The following is a 16,595-nucleotide window of genomic DNA, read 5'->3' as shown; positions in this document are numbered from 1 at the left end:
ATTTCCGGTTCTTCGATCGAGTGGCCTCCGTCCACAGCCCGCGGTCGCACGCTTCCGCCAGGCCGTAACGTCGCCGGCATGGCTGCTGAGGAGACGAGGGTCGATCCGGCGCGGGTGAGCCGGCTGGCGTCGGCGACGCTCGACCTGGCCACGGCGTTGTCCGACGCCTGGCGCAAGCACGGTCCGCTGCTCACCCCGGCGACGCCGCGGACGGCCCCGCGCCGGGCCGTCGAGGCGGCCGCCGTCCAGGCGGATCTCGCCGTACGCCGGATCGCCGAGGTGATGGCGGCCGACGCCGACCGGTTGTGGCAGACGGCGTTCGCCTACGAGGCGGCCGACGACCGGGCGGCCTGGCGGCTCGGCAAGCCGGGGCGGCGGTCATGAGGCCACGGGAGCTGCGCGTCGCCGACCACTGGCACCTCGCCGACGACGGGTACGCCCAAGCCGCCGCGGCCTGGCGCGGCTTGGCAGCCGGATCGCAGGAGCAGTCCCGCGACTGGTCCGGGCAGGCGACCGGAGTGCTGACCGAGTGGTCCGGGGCGACCGCCACCACCTATGCCGCCCATCGGACGAGGCTGGCCGGCGGAGTGGACGGCTGCGCGCGCCTGGCGGCGCGCATCGCCGCAGCGCTGGACGCCTGCGCCGAGGCGTCGGCGACCGCCCGCTTCCGGCTGTCGGCGCACTACTCCGTAGTGAGCGACGTCTTCCAGGCTCGCCCGGTCGCCGACGGCACGGTCAGCCTGACCGTCCGTGATCCGGCCGGGGCGGGCGCGGCCAAGGCGGCGGTCGCGCAGGCCGTCCGGCTGCGGAGTGAGCTGGATCGGGCGCTGGCCGAACAGGCGAAGGTGATCACCTCGACACTGCCCGAATGGGAGGCGCTGGCGACGACTTGGCGCACGGCTGCTGCGCCCTTCGCCGTACCGCGGGATGTCGCCGGAACGCAGGTGCTGCGCAGCGGGGACACCGTCGTCGTCAGCACCGGATCGGGTGACGACCGGGTTTCGGTGAGCGTGGATCCGGTCACCGGCGAACAGATCGTCACCGGCCAAGGCGGGCAGTGGCGGTTCCCCGGCGATCTGCGGCTCATTCTGCGTACGGGGGCGGGCGCGGACACCGTCACCGTCGCGCCCGGCACGTCGGTCCGGCTGACCCTGGTCGGCGGCGACGGCAACGACCAGCTGCACGGCGGCGACGGGCACGACATCCTCTACGGATTGGGCGGCGCCGACTACCTCAGCGGCGGGGCCGGTGACGATCAGCTGTCCGGCGGCGACGGCAACGACACGGCGTACGGGCTGGCCGGGCAGGATGCGATCGACGGCGGCGAGGGGCGTGACTACCTCGACGGCGGAACGGGCGACGACGTGCTGTCCGGCGACGGCGGCGGTGACGTGCTCGTCGGAGGAGCGGGGACGGATCGGATCTCCGGGGGAGCCGGGGCCGACGTGCTCTACACGGGTTCCGGCGCCGACCTGGTCGACGGCGGCGACGGCGACGACATCGCGTACCACGGCAGCCAAGCGGTCTTGACCGGGGTGGACCGGGAGGTGACCGTGCAACTGGCCGAGATACCGGCCCACATCCACGTGGACGGTTCGCCCGAGTTCACTGCGCGCGTGCGCTCCGACCTGGAGTTCCTCGCCGCCTCGCCGACCGGGCAGCAGATGCTGGCCGCCCTCGACGCCGGGTTGACCGGCTCGGACACGCTGACCATCCGGGAATGGGGCGAGCAGAACGCCGCCGCGACGCCGGACGTCTCGCCGGACCGGGGTCATCAGCGTGCGATCGACTACAACCCCGGTTTCACGACGTTCCTCGGGTCGACGCCGCCCGTCGCCGTGCTCTACCACGAGATGGCCCACCAGTACGACTTCGTCAACGACACCGTCCTACCGGGACGGCACGACGATCCCGGTGACCCCGATCGGGTGCCGGGCGACCGCGGCTGGGTCGGCGTACCGAACGCCGAGCGCCAAGCGGTCGGGCTGCCCGTCGACGACGACCACGATCCGCGTACGCCGATCCGGATCGACCCGCAGCATCCGCTGGTCTACACCGAGAACGGCCTGCGGACCGAGCTGACCTGGCCGCAGCGGCGGCATTACTCCTGAGCGGACCAGACGGCGCGCACCGTGTCGCGTACGCAGTCCTCCCGCAGTCGGCCGCACGTGCACAGGTGCTCGTGCGGCTTTTTCCGGGCGTGATGACCGACCTGCCCGTCCTCACGGGACCGGTTCGTGGTTGTCTTCTTGGTGGACGCAGACTTCTTCGTGGGCACGGTCTTGGCGAGGGGCAGGGGAGCGATTTGTGTGGACATTCACGACACCTCCTGCAGGTAAGACTCTACCGGCCCGCGATCATTACGAGGTGAGTTGTGTCACTCGGTCCCGAGAGCAGCTGGCTGAGCACGGCAAGCTACTAGCGGGTAACATCCGAATCCGGTGTCACGTGGCAGCATGAACGAACGTTCAGGCTGTGGCATAACAGGAGGGTCGTCGAAGCACGATGAAGATCGTCGTACTCGTCAAGCAGGTGCCGGACTCCGGCGCGGACCGCACGCTGCGTACTGACGACAACACCGTCGACCGAGCGTCGGCGAACAACGTGATCAACGAGATGGACGAGTACGCCATCGAGGAGGCCCTGCGCATCCGCGAGGCGAACGCCGGCACCGAGGTCACGCTGCTGACCATGGGCCCCGAGCGGGCGACCGAGTCGATCCGCAAGGCGCTGTCGATGGGGCCGGACAAGGCCGTGCACGTCGTGGACGACGCCCTGCACGGGTCGGACGCGCTGGGCACCTCGGCCGTGCTCGCCGCCGCGCTGCGGCAGCTGGAGCCGGACCTGGTCATCTGCGGAGCCGAGGCCACCGACGCGCGGGGTCAGGTGCTGCCGCACATGCTGGCCGAGCGGCTCGGCGTCGCCGCCCTGACGGGTGCGCGCAAGCTGACCGTGGAGGGCTCGACGCTGACCGCCGAGCGGCAGACCGAGGAGGGCTACGAGGTCGTCCGGGCCGCGACGCCCGCCATCGTGAGTGTCTGGGACACCATCAACGAGCCGCGTTACCCGTCGTTCAAGGGGATCATGGAGGCCAAGAAGAAGCCGGTCGCCACCCTGGGCCTCGGTGACCTGGGCGTGGACCCCGGCACCGTCGGCGCGGCGGGTGCATACAGCGCCGTCGTGGAGCACAGCAAGCGCCCGGCGCGATCGGGCGGCGTCAAGGTGACCGACAACGGGGACGGCGGCACGCAGCTCGTCGAGTTCCTCGCCACCGAGAAGTTCGTGTGAGGTTCAAGTGTCTGACGTTCTGGTTGTAGTGGAGTCCGCCGGCGGCGCCGTCAAGAAGGTGACGCTGGAGATGCTGACCCTCGCCCGTGACCTGGGCACCCCGGTCGCGGTGGTGCTCGGCGCGCCGGGCACGGCCGAGCCGCTGGTCGCCAAGCTCGGCGAGTACGGCGCGCAGAAGGTCCTCGTGGCCGAGGACGCCGACCTCGCGGGCTACCTGGTCGCCCCGAAGGCCGCCGTGCTGGCCGACATCGTCAAGGGTGCGAACCCGGCCGCCGTCCTGATCGGCTCGACCCAGGAGGGCAAGGAGATCGCCGCCCGCCTCGCGGTCAAGCTCGACAACGGCATCCTCACCGACGTCGTGGCGCTCGGCACGGACGGCGTGGCGACGCAGGTCGCCTTCGCCGGGTCGACCATCGTGAAGTCCAAGGTCACCAAGGGTTTCCCACTCGTGACCGTACGCGGAAACTCACTGACGCCGAGTCCGGCGCCCGCCCAGCCGGCCGTCGAGACCGTGGCCGTCTCCGTACCCGACGACGCCAAGCTGGCGACCGTCGTCGAACGGGTCGCCGAGGCCAAGGGCGCGCGTCCGGAGCTGACCGAGGCGTCGGTGGTCGTCTCCGGCGGCCGCGGCGTCGGCAGCGCGGAGAACTTCAAGCTGGTCGAGGAGCTGGCCGACCTGCTCGGCGGCGCGGTCGGCGCGTCCCGGGCGGCCGTCGACTCCGGCTTCTACCCGCACGCCTTCCAGGTGGGCCAGACCGGTAAGACGGTCTCGCCGCAGCTGTACATCGCCCTGGGCATCTCGGGCGCGATCCAGCACCGGGCCGGTATGCAGACCTCGAAGACGATCGTCGCGGTGAACAAGGACGCCGAGGCGCCCATCTTCGAACTTGCCGACTACGGCGTGGTGGGCGACCTCTTCCAGGTCGTACCGCAGGCGGCGGAGGACATCCGCAAGCGCAAGTAAGCGGGTTCGCTCTCGCGCGTTATCCGGGGTAACGCTGTCATTCCGAGCTGGGAGGCCGCGATATCCCGGATAACGCGATCCGGGAGCCACGGGCGCGAGCGCCATAAGGAGCGCAATCCGAGCACCGGGCGCGGAAGCAGGAGCGGCGGCGCGGCGGATAGGCTGAGGGGCGATGGCATACCTCGATCACGCGGCGACCACGCCCATGCTCGCCGAAGCGCTCGACGCCTATGTCGCCGCCGCTCGCGACGTGGGCAACGCGTCCTCTCTCCACGGGCCGGGTCGCTGTGCCCGCCGCAAGGTCGAGGAGTCCCGGGAACGGATCGCGGCGGCGCTCGACGCGCGCCCGTCCGAGGTGATCTTCACCGGCGGTGGGACCGAATCCGACAACCTCGCGGTCAAGGGCATCTTCTGGGCGCAGCGTCCGCTGGGCCGCTGCCGGGTCGTCGCCTCCTCGATCGAGCACCATGCCGTGCTCGACGCGGTGAACTGGCTCGAGCAGCACGAGGGTGCGAAGGTCACCTGGCTGCCGGTCGACTCGGCCGGGCGGATCGATCCGGGCGTACTCGACGAGGCGCTCGACGATGATGTCGCGCTGGTCACCGCGATGTGGGCGAACAACGAGGTGGGCACCGTCCAGCCGATCGCCGACCTCGCGGCGAAGGCGGCCGCGCGTGGAGTGCCGTTCCACACCGACGCGATTCAGGCGGTCGGCCAGATTCCGGTCGGCTTCGCTCGGTCCGGCGCGTCCGCGCTCACGCTGACCGGCCACAAGCTGGGCGGACCGGCCGGCGTCGGCGCGCTTCTGCTCGCCCGTGACGTCCCCTGTACGCCGTTGCTGCACGGCGGTGGCCAGGAGCGCGACGTACGCTCCGGCACGTTGGACGTCCCCGGGATCGTGGCGTTCGCCACCGCGGTGGAGATCGCGGTCTCGACGCAGGCCGCGACCGCGGCGCGGTTGGTAGCCCTGCGGGACGAACTGATCGCCAAGGTACGCACAGCCGTCCCGGACGCCGTGCTGAACGGCGACCCGGAGAACCGGCTGCCGGGCAACGCCCATTTCGCGTTCCCGGGATGCGAAGGCGACGCCCTGTTGATGCTGCTGGACGCGCAGGGGATCGCCTGTTCGACCGGTTCGGCCTGTTCGGCGGGGATCGCCCAGCCTTCGCATGTGCTCCTGGCGATGGGATGTGATCCGGCGGCGGCCCGCTCGTCGCTCCGCTTCTCGCTCGGCCACACCTCGACCTCGGCGGAGATCGACGAGTTGGTGGCGGCGCTGCCGCCCGTCGTGGAGCGAGCCCGCCGAGCGGGCAAATTCCGTAAGGACCGCGCGTAGTCCGCGGGTAAGCTCGTCGGGTGCGAGTTCTTGCGGCGATGTCCGGTGGTGTCGACTCGGCGGTGGCGGCCGCCCGGGCGGTGGCGGCCGGGCACGACGTGACCGGTGTGCATCTGGCCTTGTCGAAGAATCCGCAGAGTTATCGGACGGGCGCACGCGGCTGCTGCTCGCGGGAGGACTCCCACGACGCGCGCCGGGCCGCCGATGTGATCGGCATTCCGTTCTACATCTGGGACATGGCTGAGGAGTTCCACGCCGACGTCGTGGAGGATTTCCTCAGCGAGTACGCCGCGGGGCGTACGCCGAATCCGTGCCTGCGCTGCAACGAGAAGATCAAGTTCGCCGCGGTCCTGGATCGGGCGCTGGCCCTGGGCTTCGACGCCGTCGTCACCGGGCACTATGCCCGGCTCGGCGAGGATCGGGTGCTGCGCCGGGCGGCCGACGCCGAGAAGGATCAGTCCTACGTCCTTGGCGTGCTCACTCAGGAGCAGCTCGATCATGCGATCTTCCCGTTGGGCGACTCGCTGAAGGCGGACGTCCGGGCGGAGGCCGCCGCCAAGGGGCTGGCCGTCGCGAGCAAGCCCGACTCGCACGACATCTGCTTCATCGCCGACGGTGACACCCGCAAGTTCCTCCAGGAGCGGCTGGGCGAGGCGCCCGGCGACATCGTCGACTCCGCCACCGGCGAGGTCGTCGGTTCCCACGACGGGGCGTACGCCTTCACCGTGGGGCAGCGCAAGGGCTTGGCGTTGGGCCGGCCCGCGCCCGACGGCAAGCCGCGGTACGTCCTGAGCATCACGCCGGTCACCAACACCGTCACCGTCGGCCCGGCCGAGGCGCTCGACGTGACCGAGGTGGTCGCCACCCGCCCGATCACCCTGGCCCCGTTCGACACCGAGGTCGAGGCGCAGGTGCAGCTCCGGGCCCATGGCGAGCCCATCGACGCCGTGATCGAGATCGCCGGCGACACGCTGACGGCACGCCTGCGCCGCCCGGCCCGGGGGATCGCGGCCGGTCAGGCGATCGTCGTCTACCGGCCCGACGCCGCCGGCGACGCCGTCCTCGCCAGTGCAACCATCTCGAGCGCCACCATCGCCAGCGCCGCCACGAGCGTGACCGCCGGCTCGGGTGTCCAGTGATCGAGCTGCCGCGCGGGAGCGCCACCGGCATCGGGTCGCTGCCCGGCGTCGACCTGGTCGAGGCGGTCAAGGTCAGCCTCGGTGAGCTGCCGATCGCGTACCTGCCGGAGTTGCCGGGTCGCGGCCCGGGTTCGGAGATGATCGGCCGCGGCGCCGGGTTGCTGGTCGGACTGCCGGTCGAGCTCTACACCGGACGGTGGCGGATCGCCTCCCGCGGCGGGCGCGACCTTCGGCGTACCCATGATTTCCTCGAACGCGACCTGGACCAGCTGACCGAGCAGGCGGACGGCTTCGCGGGACCACTGAAGGTGCAGGCCGCGGGGCCTTGGACGCTGGCCGCGAGCATCGAGCTGGCGCTGGGCCAGGCGGTTTTGTCCGATCACGGCGCGGCGCGCGACCTGAGCGAGTCGCTGGCCGAGGGCTTGCGCGTGCACGTGGCGGAGGTGCGCCGCCGGGTGCCCGGCGCACAGGTGATCTTGCAGCTGGACGAGCCGTCGCTGCCCGCGGTGCTGGCCGGGCGGGTCCGGACGGCGAGCGGATTGCACACGTATCGGTCCGTCGCGGAGTCGGTCGCCCGCGAGGCGCTGACCCGCGTGGTCGAGGCCGCGGACGCCCCGGTGGTGGTCCATTGCTGCGCGCCCGACGCCCCGGTGAACTTGTTCCGCGAGGCCGGGGCGGCCGGCGTGGCGCTCGACCTCGACCAGGTCAAGCAGCTCGATCCGGTGGGCGAGCTGATCGACGCGGGGCTCACGCTCTTCGCGGGGGCGGCGGCCACGCGGGGCACTCGCGCGCCGTCCTCCGCCACAATCGCCGATAAGGTACGCACAACGTGGCAGACGCTCGGGTTCAGTGAGTCGCAGTTGCCCGAGCAGGTAGTGGTGACACCGGCGTGTGGCCTGGCGGGAGCGACTCCCGCCTATGCGCGCGAGGTCCTGGTGGCGTGCCGGGAGGCAGGCAGGCGGCTCGCCGAGGTCTGAGGCGGACCTTGATGTGTCGTACGCAGCCGCTAGATTCCTCGTGTGAGCGAGAAGGACTTTGACGCCAAGTTCGATGCAGCCCGGTCGCGGATTGCCCAGCTGACCGCGGAGATCGACGAGCACCGCCGTCGCTACTTCGAGCAGGACGCGCCGACCGTCTCCGACGCCGAGTACGACTTGCTGATGCGCGAGCTGCAGGGCTTGGAGCACGACTTCCCGGAGCTGCGGTCGCTCGATTCGCCGACTCAGACGGTCGGCGGGCAGGCCGCCGTGGGGTTCGCGACCGTGCAGCACGCCGCCCGGATGCTCAGCCTCGACAACGCCTTCTCCGACGAGGAACTGACGGCGTGGGCGGACCGTGTCGTGCGCGATTCGGGCGGGCCGGTGCCGTTCCTGTGTGAGCTGAAGATCGACGGTCTCGCGATCAACCTGACCTATCGCAACGGCCGCCTGGTCCGGGCGGCGACGCGAGGTGACGGACGAACTGGTGAGGACGTCACCGCCAATGTGCGTACGCTGAAAGACGTTCCCAAGACGCTGGAAGGCGACAATGTTCCGGCGCTCGTCGAGGTGCGCGGCGAGATCTTCTTCCCGACCTCCGGATTCGCCGATCTCAACGCCAGCCTGGTCGCGGCCGGTCAGCGCCCGTTCGCCAACCCGCGGAACGCGGCTTCCGGTTCGCTGCGCCAGAAAGATCCCTCGATCACGGGTTCCCGGCCGTTGCGCCTGATCGTGCACGGCATCGGCGCGCACGAGGGCTTCGAGCCGCCCCGGCAGTCCGAGGCGTACAAGCTGCTGCAGAGCTGGGGTCTGCCCACGTCGCTGCGCTGGAAGGTGGTCGACTCCCTGGACGAGGTCCGGGAGTTCATCGCGTACTTCGCCGAGCATCGGCACGACGTCGAGCACGACATCGACGGCATCGTGATCAAGGTGGACGACGTGGCGATCCAGGGCCGGCTCGGCACCACCAGCCGGGCCCCGCGCTGGGCGATCGCGTACAAGTATCCGCCGGAGGAGGCCAACACCAAGCTCCTCGACGTCCTCGTCAACGTCGGGCGCACCGGCCGCGTCACTCCGTACGCCGTTCTCGAACCGGTGCACGTCGCGGGCGTCACGGTCACCAGCGCCACGTTGCACAACCAGGAGGAAGTCAAGCGCAAGGGCGTGCTCATCGGCGACACCGTGAGCATCCGCCGCGCGGGCGACGTCATTCCCGAGGTGCTGGGCCCGGTCGTCGACCTGCGCGACGGCACCGAACGCGAGTTCGTGATGCCGACGCACTGCCCGGAGTGCGGGACCGCGCTGGCCCCGGCGAAGGAGTCGGATGTCGACATCCGGTGCCCCAACAGCCGTCACTGCATCGCCCAGCTCCGCGAGCGGCTGTTCTACCTGGGCGGCCGCGACGGCTTCGACATCGAGGGCCTCGGCTACAAGGCGGGCGTCGCGCTCATCACCGACAAGGTGATCGCCGACGAGGGCGACCTGTTCGGGTTGACCGCCGAGGATCTGGCCCGGTCGCCGTTCTTCACCAAGAAGGACGGCACGTTGTCGGCCAACGCCGGCAAGCTGCTGGAGAACCTGGAGAAGGCCAAGAGCGTACCGCTGTGGCGGGTGCTGACCTCGCTGTCGATCCGGCACGCCGGCCCGACGGCGGCGCAGGCGCTGGCTGCCGCGTTCGGCTCGGTCGACGCGATAAGCAAGGCGAGCGTCGAGCAGATGTCGTCGGTCGAAGAGGTCGGCGGCATCATCGCCGAAGCCGTCCGCGAATGGTTCACCGTGGACTGGCATCGCGAGATCGTCGAGAAGTGGCGGGCCGCCGGGGTCGTCATGGAGGAGGAGATCGCCGCCGACACCGGCCCGAAGCCACTGGACGGGCTGACCGTCGTGGTCACCGGCACGCTGAGCGACTACACCCGGGACGACGCGACCGAGGCGCTCGCCGCCCAGGGTGCGAAGGTGACCGGGTCGGTATCGAAGAAGACCAGCTTCGTCGTCGTCGGGGAGAACCCGGGATCGAAGTTCGACAAGGCGCAGAGTCTCGGCGTACCGGTGTTGGACGATGCCGGGCTCGCGATCCTGCTCGCCGACGGGCCGGACGCGGCCCGTGCGCACGCCGCATCGACCGCTGCCGGATAACGGCCCCTTACCGCCCGGTTGAGCGTTCCCGCAACACCCGGTGGTGTGGTTTCCTATCTCACATCCCTTACTGGGTGTGGTGGGACGCTCGCTCTGTGCCTGCGGACGACCTAGGCTGTAGGTTCGTGTGCCGGCGTTCGGTCAAGGGCTCCGGCCTGCGGATACGCGGGAAGGTGGGGGACGCATGAAGGGATCCGCGTCGCGCTCGGCCGCCGGTGGCGCCGAGACCCCGTCCATCACCGCTCCGCCCGAAGCACTCCGCAACACCGCACCCGTCGGCGGTTCCGGCCGTTTTATCGGGTATGTGGCGATTGTTGTCGTCCTGGCGACCGCCGTCCTCGTTGTCGAAGTCGCGACGCCGTTCGCGGGTTCCGGCACCTGGGAGGCCGCGATCTGGTTGATGGCGGCGATGGCGCTGGTCGCGGACGCCTTCCCGATGAGCCCGCCGGGGCGCAGGATGAGTTCGGCGGTGTTCCCGTCGATCTGTTTCAGCTTCGCCGTGCTCATCGACTCGAACCTCGTCGCGGCGCTGGCGGTCCAGGCGGCGGCGGTCGTCGTCTCGTCCTGGCGGATGAAGCACAAGCCATGGCGCGCGGTCTTCAACATCGCCCAGTACGCGCTCGCGCTGTCGGCCGCGTCGGCGGTGATCCACCTCGGCGCGACGCTGATGCCGGTCGACGTCGCACCTGGGTGGACGGTGCTGGTGTGCGTACTGGCGGCGGTGGCCTGGTTCCTGTGCAAGTACACGACGACTTCGGTCGCGGTGTGGCTGCGCTTCGGCGGTCCACTGTGGCCGACGTTGCGCGCGCCGTTCGCGCCGGAGGCGCTGACTACCGGCTCGTTGCTTCTGCTCGGCGTGATACTGGCCGCCGCAGCAGATCAGAGTGCGCTCTACGTTCCGCTGGCGATCATCCCGCTCATCGCGGTGCAGCGGCTCGCCGTCCTCTCGACCGAGCAGACTCGGCTGGCCCGGCTCGACGCGCTGACCGGATTGGCCAACCGCAAGGTGCTGATCAGCGAGGTTGGCTCGATCGCCGCCGAGTACGCGCGCTCGCCCGCGAAGTCGCGGTTCGCCCTGCTGTTGCTTGACCTGGACAGGTTCAAGCACGTCAACGACGCGCTCGGGCACACCGTCGGCGACCGGTTGCTCGTGGCGGTGGCCGACCGCCTGGCGAAGAACATCCGTGAGGGCGACCTCGTGGCGCGGCTGGGCGGCGACGAGTTCGCCATCGTCTCCGGCCGGGTGACCAGCCCCGAAGACGCCGTACGCCGAGCGGCCCAGATCACCGAGGCGCTCCAGACCCCGGTGACGCTGGACGGGCTGCCGCTGGACATCTCCGGCAGCATCGGCATCGCCTTGTATCCCGATCACGGGACCGATTTCGCGACCCTCATGCGGCATGCCGACGTCGCGATGTACGACGCCAAACACCGCGGCGACGGCATAGCCGTGTACGCCCCGGAGTCCGACCACAACTCGCCCCGCCGCCTCAGCCTCGTGGCCGACCTGCGCAAGGCGCTGGAATCGCCGGACGGCGGCGGTCTCACGATGTTCTACCAGCCCCAGATCGAGATCTCCTCCGGTGAGGTCGTCGGTGTGGAGGCACTGCTGCGCTGGAAGCACCCCAAGTACGGCCAGGTCGACCCGGAAGAGCTCATCAAGGCGGCCGAGCCGAGCGCGGTGATGCGGCAGCTCACCCGCTGGGTGCTCGCCGAAGTGGTGGCCCAGCTCGCCCGGTGGCGGCCGATGGCGCTCCGGCTGCGCTGTGCGGTGAACGTGAGCGTCCGGGATCTCCACAACGACGACATCGTCGAGCACGTGACCGATCTGCTTCGCGAGCACGGCGTCACCGCCGATCAGTTGCAGCTGGAGATCACCGAGGAAGGCCTGATGGCCGACCCGAACCGGGTGCTGGCGACCCTCGCCAAGCTGGACAAGCTGGGCGTGGCCATCGCACTCGACGACTTCGGCACCGGCTACTCCTCGATGCAGCACCTGCGGCGGCTGCCGCTGGCCGAGGTGAAGATCGACCGCACCTTCGTCTTCGGGATGCGCCAGGACCCCGACGACGCCGCGATCGTCTGCTCGATCATCGAGCTGGCCGGTGCACTGGGCTTGCGCGTGGTCGCCGAGGGCGTGGAGGACGAGCCGACCTGGCGGTTGCTGCACCAGCAGGGCTGCGAAGTGGCCCAAGGCTGGTTCTACGCGCGCCCGATGCCGGCCGAGGACCTGCTGGCCTGGATCGCGCGTACGACGTTGCCGGGGGCCAGGCGACTCTCGTCGCGCCTGCCCTCGGCCCATCCGCACGCGGTCATCGGCCCCGCCCCCGAATCCGCCTGACCCCTCCCGTTGATCATGAACCTATGGTTCCGGAGGTCCGGCGTGTCGCGCCCCCATCTCCATGATCAAGTGCCCGTCTGCTTCGGTTCGACGTCGCCCGGGTGAGGCAGTCTCATGATCATGGGCAATTCTGGGCTGTGATAGCGACGCAGAATTGACCCTGATCATGGGCGGTCATGATCAGCGGAAGATTCGCGGTGCCATAGCCCCACATTTTCTCCGTTGATCTCCGCCGAGAAACGCAATGCGCACGCGAGCGAAGCATCAACGCGCGGCAGCGTGTGGTCAGACGGCGGCGTGGCCCCGAAGGCGATCTTGCCGACCCGGGCAAATAGACTCGCTCGGGGCGGCTTGCCGATGGCAGGCTGATCCCGGCAGACCCGCCGAATCACCCGCCGAATCTCAAGGGGGCAGAGCATGGCCGCCATCTCCCGCGAAGAGGTAGCGCATCTGGCGCACCTGTCGCGGCTTGCCGTCACCGAGCAGGAACTGGACGTCTTCGCCGGTCAGCTCGACGTGATCCTGCAGGCCGTCGCCCGGGTCGGTGAGGTGGCCGCCGCGGACATCCCGCCCACGTCCCACTCGGTTCCGCTGGTCAACGTGCTGCGGGAGGACGTCGAGCAGCCGTGCCTGACCCCGGCCGAGGCGCTGTCCGGCGCGCCGGACGCGTACGAGGACCGGTTCCGGGTTCCGCGCATTCTCAGCGAAGAGGAGTGACCAGCATGATCAAGAAGACTGCTGCCGAGCTGGGCACTCTCATTGCCAACCGCGAGGTCTCGGCCGTCGAGGTCGCCCGTGAGCACCTCGACCGCATCGCCGCCGTCGACGACCGTGTCCACGCCTTCCTGCATGTCGACACCGAGGGTGCGCTGGCCGCCGCCGAGGCGGTCGACGCGAAGATCGCCGCCGGGGAGAAGCTCGGTCCGCTGGCCGGCGTACCGATCGCCGTCAAGGACGTGCTCGCGACGCGGGGCGTACCCACGACGGCGGGTTCGAAGATTCTCGAAGGCTGGCGTCCGCCGTACGACGCGACCCTGGTCGAGCGCCTGCGCGCGGCCGGTACCGTCATGCTCGGCAAGACCAACATGGACGAGTTCGCGATGGGCTCCTCGACGGAGTACTCGGCGTACGGACCGACCTTCAACCCCTGGGACCTGGCCCGGATTCCGGGCGGATCGGGTGGTGGCTCGGCCGCCGCCCTCGCGGCGTATGAGGCTCCGCTGTCGATCGGCACCGACACCGGCGGCTCGATCCGGCAACCCGGCGCGGTGACGGGCACCGTCGGCGCGAAGCCCACTTATGGTGGCACCAGCCGATACGGGCTCCTCGCCTTCTCGTCCTCACTGGACACACCCGGCCCCTGTGCGCGTACCGTCGAGGACACGGCCTTGCTGCACGCGGTCATCGCGGGACACGACCAGCGCGACTCGACGTCGATCGACGCGCCGGTGCCCGATGTGGTCGGCGCGGCGCGGCTCGGGGCGACCGGCGACTTGACCGGCGTGAAGGTCGGCCTGGTCCGCGAATTCTCGGGCGAGGGCGCCGAGCCCGGGGTGATGAGCGCGTTCCGCGAGACGGTCGAGGCGCTGACCAAGCTCGGCGCCGAGGTGGTCGAGGTCTCCTGCCCACACTTCTTGTACGCGCTGCCGGCGTATTACCTGATCGCGCCGAGTGAGTGTTCCTCGAACCTGGCGCGGTACGACGGCGTGCGTTTCGGTCTGAGAGTGGGTGACGACGGCAACCGATCGCTCGAAGAGGTCATGTCGGCCACCCGTGAGGCGGGCTTCGGTCCCGAGGTCAAACGGCGCATCATCATCGGCACGTACGCCTTGTCGTCCGGCTACTACGACGCCTACTACGGGCAGGCTCAGAAGGTTCGTACGCTGATCACCCGCGACTTCACGGCCGCGTTCGAGCAGGTGGACGTGCTGGTGTCGCCGACGACGCCGTTCGTCGCGTTCGAGCTGGGCTCGCGGACGTCCGACCCGTACCAGATGTACCTGGCCGACCTGTTCACCATCCCGACGAACCTCTACGGCGGACCGGCGATCTCGGTGCCGTGCGGGCTGTCCGAGGGGCTGCCGGTCGGGTTCCAGGTGATGGCGCCGATCCTCGGCGACGACCGGATGTACCGGGTGGCCGCCGCCGTCGAGTCTGCCGTGGGGACGTTCGCGCCGCCCGCTCTCTGACTCATCGTTTTGTCGTACGCGAGCGGGAGGATGGTCGGATGCCTGGCATGCGCCGTCCTCTTCAACGCGACGACGCGATCGTGTTGCGTGTGCAGAAGCTGGGGGAGTCCGACCGGATCATCACCCTGCTGACCCGGCGACACGGGCGGCTGCGCGCGGTGGCCCGGGGCGTACGCAAGATGACCTCCCGCTACGGCGCGCGGCTGGAACCGTTCGGTCATGTCGACGTGCAGTGGGCCGAGGGGGCCGGGCTGCACACGATCTCCCAGGTCGAAGGCATCACTCTGCTCGGCAAGCACTTCGTCGCGGACTATCCCCGCTACACCGCCGCCAGCGCGATCGCGGAGACGGCCGAGCGGATGACCGCGGAGGAGGGGCAGCCGGCGCTGAAGCTGTTCCTGCTGACGCTCGGCGCGTTCCGGGCGCTGGCCGACGGCGAGCACTCCGGCACGCTGGTGCTCGACGCGTACCTGCTGCGCGCGATGGCCCACGAGGGCTGGGCTCCCGCGCTCGCCGAGTGCGCCGTCTGCTCCGCGCCCGGACCGCATCGGGCATTCTCCGTCGCGGCCGGCGGATCGGTCTGCATCCAGTGCCGGCCGCCGGGGGCCGCCCATCCCCATCCGGCCACGATCGAGTTGATGCTCGCCCTGCTCACCGGTGATTGGAAGATCGCCGACGCGGCCGAGGAAGCGCAGCGCCGCCAGTGCAGCGGCCTGGTCGCGGCACACCTGCAATGGCACATGGAACGCGCGCTACGCTCTCTTCCTCTAGTCGATCGGGGAGAGCGCGCGTGATCAGGAAAGTCAGTCTCGGCCGGAAGTCTCAGCCGATGGAGCCGACGCCGCACCCGTCCGGGGCTCGTCCGCCGACTCTCCCGTCCGGCGCGCTGCCCCGGCATATCGCCGTCGTCATGGACGGCAACGGGCGCTGGGCGAAGGAACGCGGACTGCCGCGCACGGAAGGCCACAAACGGGGCGAATACTCGCTTTTCGACACGATCGAGGGCGCGCTGGAGATCGGCGTCCCGTTCCTTTCGGCGTACGCCTTCTCGACGGAGAACTGGAAGCGCTCGCCCGAGGAGATCCGGTTCCTCATGGGCTTCAACCGCGACGTCATCCGGCGTCGCCGGGATCAGCTCGTGGATCTCGGCGTACGCGTCGTGTGGTCGGGCCGTCGTGGCCGGCTCTGGAAGAGCGTGATCGACGAGCTGGAGACGGCGGAGGAGATGAGCCGCGGCAACTCCAAGCTGACCCTGCAGTTCTGCGTGAACTACGGCGGCCAGGCCGAGGTGGCCGACGCGGCTGCTGCCATCGCGCGTGACGTCGCCGAGGGCCGGATCAGCCCGGATCGGGTGAACGAAAAGCTCTTCGCGAAGTACCTGTACCACCCCGAGGTGCCGGACGTGGACCTCTTCCTACGGCCGTCCGGTGAGCAGCGCACCTCGAACTTCCTGCTTTGGCAGAGCGCGTACGCCGAACTCATCTACATGGACGTGCTCTGGCCCGACTTCGACCGCCGTCACCTGTGGCACGCCTGCGAACTGTTCGCCCAGCGTGATCGGCGCTTCGGCGGCGCGCTGCCGAACCCGGTCCCGCCGCCCCCCGCCTCCGCCTGACCGATCGCGGATGCCGACATTCTTGGCGGTGGCGGGCACCATGATCGTCGGATGCCGACATTCATCTCACTAAAACGCCCACGATTGTCGGGTGCCGACGATCAAGGGGACCAGCGCGCCCGAGAGGCCAGAGTGGCCAAGGGGACCAGGGCGGCCGAGAGGCCAGAGCGGCTGGCGAGACGAAAGCCGCGCTCGTGCAAGATCATGTGCCCCTGGTCAGCGAATCCGACGGCCAAACGAAGATCATGTTCCCTTCGTCGGCGCTTAGGGGCACCATTTCTGCTGGTCACCGGCACTTGATCTACAGATCCGACCACTCGGCGCTGACCAAGGGAACATGATCTCTGCGCGGGGAGTGGTATCGAGGCGGGGACGGCATGGGGACCGCGGTCCGGCGGGAAGCAGCGTCGGGGCTGCGGTACGGAGGCGGACTGCGGCGATTGGCGCGGGGCGACAGCAAGTTGATCAGGGGTCGGGGGAGTTGATCAGGGCGCCCGGGACACGACACGCCGGTTGATCACGACCGTTAGTGCGTCTTCGAGGGTTTCCGTGGGTCCATGATCGTTTAGATGGGCAGGGATGTCAGCCGGCCGGGCAGGGTGGGTTGGTG

General features: G+C 69.8%; 14 protein-coding genes. 13 read left to right on the top strand and 1 reads right to left on the bottom strand.

Annotation, left to right across the window (positions count from 1 at the left end; all coding sequences use genetic code 11):
* The first annotated feature begins 78 nt into the window (after positions 1-78).
* Both HOV77_RS22980 and HOV77_RS22975 read left to right on the top strand, forming a co-directional pair.
* Positions 79-384, top strand: a complete 306-nt coding sequence (locus HOV77_RS22980; protein ID WP_290864898.1) for a hypothetical protein — start codon at positions 79-81, stop codon at positions 382-384.
* The gene (locus tag HOV77_RS22975) at positions 381-2,111 is read left to right on the top strand and encodes a M91 family zinc metallopeptidase (protein ID WP_290864895.1); all 1,731 of its coding nucleotides are present in this window, start codon (positions 381-383) and stop codon (positions 2,109-2,111) included. Before HOV77_RS22980 ends, HOV77_RS22975 begins: the two co-directional genes overlap by 4 nt.
* On the opposite strand, the gene HOV77_RS22970 is transcribed toward HOV77_RS22975, so the two are convergent.
* A complete protein-coding gene (locus HOV77_RS22970; protein WP_290864893.1) occupies positions 2,102-2,317 on the bottom strand; it encodes a hypothetical protein in 216 nt (71 codons plus the stop codon). The genes HOV77_RS22975 and HOV77_RS22970 overlap by 10 nt on opposite strands.
* Positions 2,318-2,505: 188 nt before the next feature.
* Here HOV77_RS22970 and HOV77_RS22965 point away from each other — a divergent pair, with 188 nt between their 5' ends.
* The 11 genes from HOV77_RS22965 (at position 2,506) to HOV77_RS22915 (ending at position 15,985) form a co-directional block, all read left to right on the top strand.
* Positions 2,506-3,288, top strand: coding sequence for an electron transfer flavoprotein subunit beta/FixA family protein (locus tag HOV77_RS22965; protein WP_290864891.1), 783 nt, complete (start codon positions 2,506-2,508; stop codon positions 3,286-3,288).
* A 7-nt stretch (positions 3,289-3,295) separates the two neighbouring features.
* Positions 3,296-4,252 (top strand): electron transfer flavoprotein subunit alpha/FixB family protein, encoded by a 957-nt coding sequence (locus tag HOV77_RS22960; protein WP_290864889.1) that lies wholly within the window; start codon positions 3,296-3,298, stop codon positions 4,250-4,252.
* Positions 4,253-4,424: 172 nt separating this feature from the next.
* On the top strand, positions 4,425-5,588 hold the full coding sequence (locus tag HOV77_RS22955) for a cysteine desulfurase family protein (protein WP_290864887.1): 1,164 nt from the start codon (positions 4,425-4,427) through the stop codon (positions 5,586-5,588).
* A 20-nt stretch (positions 5,589-5,608) separates the two neighbouring features.
* Positions 5,609-6,727 (top strand): tRNA 2-thiouridine(34) synthase MnmA, encoded by a 1,119-nt coding sequence (gene mnmA / locus HOV77_RS22950; protein ID WP_290864885.1) that lies wholly within the window; start codon positions 5,609-5,611, stop codon positions 6,725-6,727.
* Complete coding sequence (locus HOV77_RS22945; protein WP_290864883.1) at positions 6,724-7,704, top strand: methionine synthase; 981 nt, start codon at positions 6,724-6,726, stop codon at positions 7,702-7,704. Before mnmA ends, HOV77_RS22945 begins: the two co-directional genes overlap by 4 nt.
* A gap of 42 nt (positions 7,705-7,746) precedes the next feature.
* A complete protein-coding gene (gene ligA, locus HOV77_RS22940; protein WP_290864881.1) occupies positions 7,747-9,840 on the top strand; it encodes an NAD-dependent DNA ligase LigA in 2,094 nt (697 codons plus the stop codon).
* Between the two features lie 400 nt (positions 9,841-10,240).
* Positions 10,241-12,181 carry an EAL domain-containing protein gene (locus tag HOV77_RS22935; RefSeq protein ID WP_290864921.1) on the top strand — a complete coding sequence of 647 codons (1,941 nt, stop codon included), beginning with the start codon at positions 10,241-10,243 and terminating at the stop codon, positions 12,179-12,181.
* 417 nt (positions 12,182-12,598) lie between these two features.
* Positions 12,599-12,898, top strand: coding sequence for an Asp-tRNA(Asn)/Glu-tRNA(Gln) amidotransferase subunit GatC (gene gatC / locus HOV77_RS22930; protein ID WP_290864879.1), 300 nt, complete (start codon positions 12,599-12,601; stop codon positions 12,896-12,898).
* A gap of 5 nt (positions 12,899-12,903) precedes the next feature.
* Positions 12,904-14,370, top strand: coding sequence for an Asp-tRNA(Asn)/Glu-tRNA(Gln) amidotransferase subunit GatA (gene gatA / locus HOV77_RS22925; protein WP_290864877.1), 1,467 nt, complete (start codon positions 12,904-12,906; stop codon positions 14,368-14,370).
* Positions 14,371-14,408: 38 nt separating this feature from the next.
* On the top strand, positions 14,409-15,164 hold the full coding sequence (recO, locus tag HOV77_RS22920; protein ID WP_290864875.1) for a DNA repair protein RecO: 756 nt from the start codon (positions 14,409-14,411) through the stop codon (positions 15,162-15,164).
* Between the two features lie 35 nt (positions 15,165-15,199).
* Complete coding sequence (locus HOV77_RS22915; protein WP_290864919.1) at positions 15,200-15,985, top strand: isoprenyl transferase; 786 nt, start codon at positions 15,200-15,202, stop codon at positions 15,983-15,985.
* The last annotated feature ends 610 nt before the right edge of the window (positions 15,986-16,595 follow it).

Source organism: Hamadaea sp. (genome assembly GCF_013362815.1).
Lineage (GTDB): Bacteria > Actinomycetota > Actinomycetes > Mycobacteriales > Micromonosporaceae > Hamadaea.
This window is presented reverse-complemented; position numbering and strand designations above follow the sequence as displayed.

Excerpts from the sequence above, each read along its gene's own strand:
- HOV77_RS22970 (WP_290864893.1), bottom strand. The coding sequence starts at position 2,317 with ATGTCCACACAAATCGCTCCCCTGCCCCTCGCCAAGACCGTGCCCACG.
- HOV77_RS22915 (WP_290864919.1), top strand. The coding sequence starts at position 15,200 with ATGGAGCCGACGCCGCACCCGTCCGGGGCTCGTCCGCCGACTCTCCCG.
- HOV77_RS22965 (WP_290864891.1), top strand. The coding sequence starts at position 2,506 with ATGAAGATCGTCGTACTCGTCAAGCAGGTGCCGGACTCCGGCGCGGAC.
- HOV77_RS22980 (WP_290864898.1), top strand. The coding sequence starts at position 79 with ATGGCTGCTGAGGAGACGAGGGTCGATCCGGCGCGGGTGAGCCGGCTG.
- HOV77_RS22975 (WP_290864895.1), top strand. The coding sequence starts at position 381 with ATGAGGCCACGGGAGCTGCGCGTCGCCGACCACTGGCACCTCGCCGAC.
- recO (WP_290864875.1), top strand. The coding sequence starts at position 14,409 with ATGCCTGGCATGCGCCGTCCTCTTCAACGCGACGACGCGATCGTGTTG.
- HOV77_RS22935 (WP_290864921.1), top strand. The coding sequence starts at position 10,241 with ATGGCGGCGATGGCGCTGGTCGCGGACGCCTTCCCGATGAGCCCGCCG.
- gatC (WP_290864879.1), top strand. The coding sequence starts at position 12,599 with ATGGCCGCCATCTCCCGCGAAGAGGTAGCGCATCTGGCGCACCTGTCG.
- HOV77_RS22955 (WP_290864887.1), top strand. The coding sequence starts at position 4,425 with ATGGCATACCTCGATCACGCGGCGACCACGCCCATGCTCGCCGAAGCG.
- gatA (WP_290864877.1), top strand. The coding sequence starts at position 12,904 with ATGATCAAGAAGACTGCTGCCGAGCTGGGCACTCTCATTGCCAACCGC.